An 8020-nucleotide genomic window follows, 5' to 3' on the forward strand; every position below is an offset into this window, starting at 1 on the left:
CCCCAGCGGTACGAGCCGCAGCGCCCGCCCGCCCCCGCGGCGCCCGCGCGGGGCCGTGAGCCGCGCGAGCCGCGGCGCACCGCGAACCCGATGAAGATCCCGGGCCTGGGCTGCCTGAAGGGCTGCCTGATGGTGATCCTCGTGCTCGTCGTCATCTTCGTCGTGGTCTGGTACACGACCCCGCTGCCCGACTGGGTGAACAGCACCCGCAACTTGTGGGACGCGACGTCGAGTTGGGTCAACAGCGCGTGGGACAAGATCTCCGCGATCACCGGCGACTCCGGCGGCGGCTGACCGTTCCAGGCCGTACTGCCCGTCGCTGCCCGCCTGTCTCGCCCGACCCGTCCGGCTGTCCCGCCGGTCCCCGTCTGCCCGTCCCGCGGGTGCCCCGGAGCACCCGCGGCGGGCCCCCATCGGGCCGATTCGCGGCCTGGGTTGGGGATTTGTCGACTTCCAGAGGGTGATTTCTCCGGCAGAACGCCTCCTCACCGGCCGGTGGCGTCCCGAACAGCCTTCGAGCCGCGTAGCTTTGTCGCCAACACGAGCCATCACGCGGTGCCACCCGGCGTCCCGGTCCCACCCGACGCCCGCGACCCACGGCAACGCGGCGGACCGTCGGAGGAGTCGGAGCAGCCTTGGCCAGGAAGATCGGCAGCCGGTACACCGCCCACCAGGTGCTGGGGCGCGGTTCCGCGGGCACCGTGTGGCTCGGCGAGGGACCCGAAGGCCCGGTCGCCATCAAGCTGTTGCGCGAGGACCTCGCCTCCGACCAGGACCTGGTGGGCCGTTTCGTGCAGGAGCGCACCGCCCTGCTGTCGCTGGACGACCCGCACATCGTCGGCATCCGCGACCTCGTCGTCGACGGCACCGACCTCGCCCTGGTGATGGAGCTGGTGCGCGGCACCGATCTGCGCTCCCGGCTGGAGCGCGAGCGCCGCCTGCTGCCCGAGGCGGCCGTCGCGATCGCCTCCGACGTCGCCGACGGCCTGGCCGCCGCGCACGCGGGCGGTGTGGTGCACCGCGACGTCAAGCCCGAGAACGTGCTGCTCGACTCGGCCGCAGTCCCCGGCCCCGGCGGCGCCCCGCCCGCGCTGCTCACCGACTTCGGCATCGCCCGCCTCGTGGACACCCCGCGCCGCACCCGCGCGACACGGATCATCGGCACCCCCGACTACCTCGCCCCCGAGATCATCGAGGGCCTGCCGCCGCGCGCCTCGGTCGACATCTACGCCCTGGCCACGGTGCTCTACGAACTGCTGGCCGGCTTCACGCCGTTCGGCGGCGGCCACCCCGGCGCCGTACTGCGCCGGCACGTCACCGAGACCGTGCAGCCGCTGCCCGGGCTGCCCCAGGAGCTGTGGCAGATCCTCGCGCAGTGCCTGGCCAAGGCGCCCGCGTCCCGCCTGAAAGCGAGCGAACTGGGCGAGCGGCTGCGGGAGTTGCTGCCGGACCTGGCCGGGCTGCCGGCGCTGGACGTGGCCGATCCCGGCGCCGAGGGCGAGCCGGAGCGTGCCGGCGGCGGGGTGTACGACGACGCGGACGAGCCGATGGGCGCCGCCGGCTTCGAGGCCGACCCGGAGCAGGGCCTCGCGCGGCCCGGCGCCGACCCCGGCGGGCGCCCGGCGCGGGACCGCAGGCGCGGCGCGGTGCCGCTGGTGCGCGGGGCCGCCCCGGACTCCAGCCGCGACACCCACACCAGCATCAAGCTGCCCACCGCCGAGGAGTTGGCGGGCTTCGCGGCCGAGGCCGCACGCACCGGGCGGGCGGGCCGTGCCGGCCATGTGGACGGAACGGGCGCCGCGACCGGCCCGGCCGGCGGCGCGGGCACCGCAGGAGGCACAGGCGGCGGCGGAAGGGGCCGTGCCTCCGCCCCCGACCGTCCGGCCAGCCCCCGGCACCGCTCGGTCTCCGATGTCGTACGCCAGCGCCGGATCAAGCTCGCGGCGGCCGCGGCGGCCGCGCTCGCCGTCGCCGGGCTCGGCGGCTGGGGCATCGCCTCGGCCGGGTCCCCCGACCACGGCGGCCACCCGGGCCCCGGCGGCACCTCCCGCGACGACAAGGCGCCCCCGACCGGCACAGGTACGGACGCCGGCTCCGACGCGGCCCACGGCACCAACGCCGGCCACGGCACCCCGGCCGCTCCCACCGGCGGCGCCGACTCCCCGCAGGGCCGCACCGGCGCCCCGGTCGACCTGCCGAAGTGGTCCGACTTCCGCGACGCGCCCGCCGCCGGGGTGCCGCTCACCGGCGGCCCCCGCGCGCTCGTCGTCGGTGGCGACACGTACGTCTTCGCCCGCGGCGCCGACAAGAACATCTGGTACGTGGTCCGGGACGGCTCGGGCTACGGCCCCTGGCACAGACTCGCCGGCATAAGCGTCGACGCCGACCCGGCCGTGGTGTCCGCCGGACCCGGGTCGATCGACCTGTTCGCCCTCGGCACCGACGGCCTGCTCTACCGCCGGACCCTGACCGGCAACTACTGGCAGCCCTGGCTCCAGGTCGACGAGCGCACCCACTTCGACGCGGCGCCCGCGGCTGCCTCCTCCGCGCCCGGCCGGATCGACCTGGTCGGGCGGGTCGGCGGCGACCTCGTCACCGCCTCCCTGGTCGACGGCCGCTGGAACGCCTGGGCGGTCGTGCCCACGCCGGGCCGGATCAAGGACGCGCCCGCGCTGGTCTCCGCCGGCCGCGGCACCCTGGATGCCTTCGTCGTGCGCAAGGCCGACAACGCGGTGCTGCGGCTGCCGTTCTCCGCCGGCGCCTGGCGGCCCGCCGTGGCCCTGACCACCATCGACGGGGGCGCCCGCGTCGAGGCGCTGGCCACCGGCACTCACCTCTACGTGTTCTCCGCCGGCCTCGTGGTCGACGCGGCCGACGACCCGGGCACGGACCGCGCCGCGCCGGCCGGCGAGCTGCCGCGGCCCCAGGGCGCGGCCGGACCGATCGGCGCGAGCGCCTCCTCCCGCACGCTGGAGATCTACGTGCTGACCGCCAAGGGCCGGCTGTCCCGCGCGACGGCCGCCGCGTGACCGCCGCGGCGAGCCGTACGACGGGTCCGTCCGGCGTGACGGATACGGCGGGTGTGGCGGGTGCGCCTCGTGTGACGCGTGCCACGGCCGGCGCCGCACTCGCCCCCGCGATCGGTGCGGTACCCGCCCCCGCGTCCGGCGCCGTACTCGCCCGAGCGAGCCGCCCCGGGACCGCCCCGCGACCGAAAACCGCCCATCACCCGACCAGCCGGTAGGCTGGACCCTGTGGCGATCGTCGACGTTTCCGAAGAACTGAAGTCCCTCTCTTCCACCATGGGGTCGATCGAGGCCGTGCTCGACCTCGACCGGATGCGGGGCGACATCGCCGCGCTCGAAGAGCAGGCCGCGGCGCCCTCCCTCTGGGACGACCCGGACAACGCGCAGAAGGTGACCAGCCGGCTCTCGCACCTCCAGGCCGAGCTGCGCAAGGTCGAGACGTTGCGCGGCCGGATCGACGACCTCGGGGTGCTCTTCGAACTCGCCGAGGCCGAGGACGACGCCGACACCCGCACCGAGGCCGAGGCCGAGATGGAGCAGGTCCGCAAGGCGCTGGACGAGATGGAGGTCCGCACCCTCCTGTCCGGCGAGTACGACGCCCGCGAGGCGCTGGTCAACATCCGCGCCGAGGCCGGCGGCGTCGACGCGGCCGACTTCGCCGAGCAGCTCCAGCGGATGTATCTGCGCTGGGCCGAGCGGCACGGCTACCCCACCGAGGTCTATGAGACGTCGTACGCGGAAGAGGCCGGCATCAAGTCGACCACCTTCACCATCAAGGTCCCCTACGCCTACGGCACCCTCTCCGTCGAGCAGGGCACCCACCGCATGGTCCGGATCTCGCCGTTCGACAACCAGGGCCGCCGGCAGACCTCCTTCGCCGGCGTCGAGGTGCTGCCCGTCGTCGAGCAGTCCGACCACGTCGAGATCGACGAGTCCGAACTGCGCGTGGACGTCTACCGCGCGTCCGGCCCCGGCGGTCAGGGCGTCAACACCACGGACTCCGCGGTCCGCATCACCCACCTGCCGACCGGCATCGTGGTCTCCTGCCAGAACGAGCGCTCGCAGATCCAGAACAAGGCGAGCGCGATGAACGTCCTCCAGGCCAAGCTGCTCGAACGGCGCCGCCAGGAGGAGCAGGCCCTGATGGACTCGCTCGGCAAGAGCGACGGCGGCAACTCCTGGGGCAACCAGATGCGTTCGTACGTCCTGCACCCGTACCAGATGGTGAAGGACCTGCGCACCGAGCACGAGGTCGGCAACCCGCAGGGTGTCCTCGACGGCGACATCGACGGGTTCATCGAGGCGGGCATCCGCTGGCGCAAGTCCCGCGAGAAGACCGACGCGTAACTGCTTGCGGGCCAAGGCAGTTGCGTCGCTCGTGTCACAGTGCTGTACGGAACCGACGGGCAGATGTGGGCAATTCGCCCAAGGTGTGCGTAACGACCTTGACGGTGCTGGGCAAAGTCGCAAGGGTGTTGTGCGGCATGCGCATGTTTATGAGGTGTGAGCGTTTGGGGGCGGGCGCATCCGGGCCCCAGTGGCACCGCATCCCGCATGGCTGCGCATCCCTAAGCAGACATCTGATGGGGGTACTTGAGACATGACCAAGCGCAACACACGGCTGCGCGTCACTCGCATAGCCGCGGCGGCCGTGATCGCGGCCGGCGCCTCTCTGACGGCCGTGGGCGCGGCGCAGGCGGCCTCCCAGCCGAGCAGCACCCCGTCCACCCAGCAGGCCAGCGCGCACGAGGGCACGCTCGGCGTGACCATCGGCGGCATCGGCATCATCGGAGGTGCGGACTCGGGCGCGACCGCGGGCACGGACTCCGGCGCCACGTCGGGCACCGACTCCGGCGCCACGTCGGGCACCACCTCGGGTACGGACTCGGGCTCTTCGTCCGGTGCCGACTCGGGTTCTTCGGCGGGTACGGACTCGGGCTCGTCGTCCGGTACCGACTCCGGTTCGTCCTCGGGTACGGACTCGGGTTCTTCGGCGGGTACGGACTCCGGTTCGTCGTCCGGCACGGACTCGGGCTCTTCGTCCGGCACGGACTCGGGTTCTTCGGCGGGTACCGACTCCGGTTCGTCCTCGGGTACGGACTCGGGTTCTTCGGCGGGCACGGACTCGGGCTCTTCGTCCGGTACCGACTCGGGTTCTTCGGCGGGCACGGACTCGGGCTCTTCGTCCGGCACCGACTCGGGTTCGTCCTCGGGTAGTTCCGCGGGCTCGACGTCGGGCAACTCGTCCGGTTCGTCGTCCGGCTCCTCCGCCGGCTCCAGCAGCGGCAGCTCGAACTCCGGTGGCTCCTCTTCCGGTAATTCCGGCGGCGGTTCGTCCACCTCGGGCGGCAACAACAACACCTGCACCCTGAGCGGCGACAGTGTCGACTGCGGCAACAACGCCAGCACCGACAACCAGCAGGTTCAGCAGGGCAAGACCACCTCGCAGCTCGCCGAGACCGGTTCCAGCGGCACCACCTTCATGATCATCGGTGCCGCGACCCTGATCGCGGGCGGTGTCGGCTTCCGGCTGACCCCGCGCCTGATCAACCGCGGCGGCGGCAACGGCGCCGCGGCCTGACGGTCGCACCAGCACGAACAGCGGGCCCGGAGCGCATCAACGCCCCGGGCCCGCCTGTGTTGCCTGTCCGAATCCGTGTGCCCGCCGTGCGGGCGCGTGTCACGCGGTGGCGTGCTCCACGACGATGACCACTGCCAGAAGCGCCACCAGGAGTGCTATCAAGGTGGCGGGGGATATCGTCGACCAGCCGCCCTGCTGCTCCATGCGCGCGCGGTTGGCGCGGCAGACCGAACAGCGGCCCTCGCTCACGGGGCCGGCGCAGTTGGCACACACCAGTCGGTCGAACGTCATCGCGCTCTCCTTTTCCGTCCGGTGAACGCCCCCGGTCGAGAAATCGTTCCCTGGGCTCTACGCGTCTACTCCGTGCCCGCCCCGTGGCTTCCATTTGTGCCGCGGTGTCCCGACAACGTGCACACTCTCTACTGTGCCAGGTTCCGCCCGGAAGGGCGCCCCGAGGACGTCGGTACGGGCCGGAATCACGGGCCCGGAGGGGTGCCGCGCGGCGGCGGGATCACGGTGCGGAAGGGGCTCGTGACGGGTTTGTCCGAGTGTGCCCTGTGGTCCGGGCCACCAACCGCTCATCGCGACTGCGCGCGCCTTGCCGGGTCGCGTAGTGTCGCCCCCACATCCCCTATCCGGCCCTACCCCAAACCCCGATCCCGCAACCCCTGGTGCCAACGTGATCCGTTTCGACAGCGTCACCAAGACCTACCCCAAGCAGAACCGCCCCGCACTGCGGGATGTCTCGCTGGAGATCGAGAAAGGGGAGTTCGTCTTCCTGGTGGGCTCGTCGGGCTCAGGGAAGTCGACCTTCCTGCGACTCATCCTCCGTGAAGAGCGCACGGACACCGGCATGGTGCACGTCCTGGGCAAGGACCTCAACCGGCTGTCGAACTGGAAGGTCCCGCAGATGCGGCGCCAACTCGGCACCGTGTTCCAGGACTTCCGGCTGCTGCCGAACAAGACCGTGGCCGAGAACGTGGCGTTCGCGCTCGAAGTGATCGGCAGGCCGCGCGGCACCATCCGCAAGACCGTGCCCGAAGTGCTCGACCTGGTCGGTCTGGCCGGCAAGGACGACCGGATGCCCGGCGAGCTGTCCGGCGGCGAGCAGCAGCGCGTGGCGATCGCCCGCGCCTTCGTCAACCGCCCGATGCTGCTGATCGCGGACGAGCCGACCGGAAACCTCGACCCGCAGACGTCGGTGGGCATCATGCGCCTGCTGGACCGGATCAACCGGACCGGCACCACCGTGGTGATGGCCACCCACGACCAGAACATCGTCGACCAGATGCGCAAGCGCGTCATCGAACTCGAGAAGGGGCGACTGGTCCGCGACCAGTCGCGCGGTGTGTACGGCTACCAGCACTGACTGTGGCCGGCCTGCTCGCACCAACCCTCCGGAAGGAACCCCGACCCCCATGCGTGTCCAGTTCGTTCTGTCGGAGATCGGCGTCGGTCTCCGCCGGAACCTCACGATGACTCTTGCCGTCGTCATCTCCGTGGCGCTCTCGCTCGCCCTCACCGGCGGTGCCCTGCTCGTGAACAAGCAGGTCGACGCGATGAAGGGCTACTGGTACGACAAGGTCGAGGTGAGCGTCTACCTCTGCAACAAGAACGACGCGTCCACCACGCCCAACTGCGCCGCGGGCCCGGTGACCGACGACCAGAAGGCCCAGATCCTCGCCGACCTGAAGAAGCTGCCGGTCGTCAAGAAGATCTACTACGAGTCGGCCGAAGGCGCGTACAAGCACTACAAGGAGCAGTTCAAGTCCAACAAGCAGATCGCCGACTCCATCACGCCGGACCAGATGCAACAGAGCTACCAGGTCAAGCTGAAGGACCCGACGAAGTTCGAGGTGGTGGCGAGCGCCTTCAACGGGCGCAAGGGCGTGCAGTCCGTGGAGGACCAGCGCAAGGTGCTGCAGAACCTCTTCGACCTGCTCAACGGCATGACCCGGGTCGCGTACGTGGTGCTGGCGTTCATGCTCACCGTGGCCATGCTGCTGATCATCAACACCGTGCGGGTGTCCGCCTTCTCCCGGCGCCGGGAGACCGGGATCATGCGGCTGGTGGGTGCGTCGAGCTTCTACATCCAGATGCCGTTCATCATGGAGGCCGCCTTCGCGGGACTGGTCGGCGCGGGACTCGCGTGCGTGATGCTGCTCGGCGGACGGTACTTCCTGATCGACGCGGGCCTCAGACTCCAGGACAAGATCCCCTTGGTGTCCTTCCTCGGCTGGGGGCCGGTGATCCAGGTGCTCCCGCTGGTGCTGCTGATCGGCGTGGTGATGCCGGCATTCGCGGCGTTCATCGCACTGCGCCGCTATCTGAAGGTCTGAGAACCTGCGCGGCTGAGGCAACGGGCGGTTGACGCCCGAAAGTTGATGGGGCGGCGGCGCCCCGGGACCGGGTC

General features: G+C 71.4%; 6 protein-coding genes and 2 pseudogenes. 7 read left to right on the top strand and 1 reads right to left on the bottom strand.

Annotated elements, in window-relative coordinates; genetic code table 11:
• From AC13HU_RS26065 to AC13HU_RS26085, 5 genes and pseudogenes are all read left to right on the top strand, one after another.
• A pseudogene (locus AC13HU_RS26065) lies at positions 1-294 on the top strand (serine/threonine protein kinase); the annotation flags it as partial.
• Between the two features lie 341 nt (positions 295-635).
• Positions 636-1952, top strand: a pseudogene (locus AC13HU_RS26070) (serine/threonine-protein kinase); the annotation flags it as partial.
• Between the two features lie 282 nt (positions 1953-2234).
• Positions 2235-3029: a DUF8189 domain-containing protein gene (locus AC13HU_RS26075; RefSeq protein ID WP_483044395.1), complete on the top strand. Its 795-nt coding sequence runs from the start codon at positions 2235-2237 to the stop codon at positions 3027-3029.
• Positions 3030-3254: 225 nt separating this feature from the next.
• Complete coding sequence (prfB, locus tag AC13HU_RS26080) at positions 3255-4373, top strand: peptide chain release factor 2 (protein WP_483044390.1); 1119 nt, start codon at positions 3255-3257, stop codon at positions 4371-4373.
• A 253-nt stretch (positions 4374-4626) separates the two neighbouring features.
• Entirely contained in the window at positions 4627-5607 is a 981-nt protein-coding gene (locus tag AC13HU_RS26085) for a hypothetical protein (RefSeq protein ID WP_483044391.1), read from the top strand.
• Between the two features lie 99 nt (positions 5608-5706).
• On the opposite strand, the gene AC13HU_RS26090 is transcribed toward AC13HU_RS26085, so the two are convergent.
• Positions 5707-5898 (bottom strand): hypothetical protein, encoded by a 192-nt coding sequence (locus AC13HU_RS26090; protein WP_483044392.1) that lies wholly within the window; start codon positions 5896-5898, stop codon positions 5707-5709.
• Between the two features lie 388 nt (positions 5899-6286).
• Between AC13HU_RS26090 and ftsE the strand changes: the two genes are divergently transcribed.
• Both ftsE and ftsX read left to right on the top strand, forming a co-directional pair.
• On the top strand, positions 6287-6976 hold the full coding sequence (gene ftsE, locus AC13HU_RS26095) for a cell division ATP-binding protein FtsE (protein WP_483044393.1): 690 nt from the start codon (positions 6287-6289) through the stop codon (positions 6974-6976).
• Between the two features lie 49 nt (positions 6977-7025).
• The gene (gene ftsX / locus AC13HU_RS26100) at positions 7026-7946 is read left to right on the top strand and encodes a permease-like cell division protein FtsX (protein WP_483044394.1); all 921 of its coding nucleotides are present in this window, start codon (positions 7026-7028) and stop codon (positions 7944-7946) included.
• The last annotated feature ends 74 nt before the right edge of the window (positions 7947-8020 follow it).

The organism is Streptomyces sp. NH27 (genome assembly GCF_056859195.1).

What these genes read in the sequence shown, in the direction of transcription:
- AC13HU_RS26085 (WP_483044391.1), top strand. Translation starts at nt 4,627, where the DNA reads ATGACCAAGCGCAACACACGGCTGCGCGTCACTCGCATAGCCGCGGCG.
- AC13HU_RS26090 (WP_483044392.1), bottom strand. Translation starts at nt 5,898, where the DNA reads ATGACGTTCGACCGACTGGTGTGTGCCAACTGCGCCGGCCCCGTGAGC.
- ftsX (WP_483044394.1), top strand. Translation starts at nt 7,026, where the DNA reads ATGCGTGTCCAGTTCGTTCTGTCGGAGATCGGCGTCGGTCTCCGCCGG.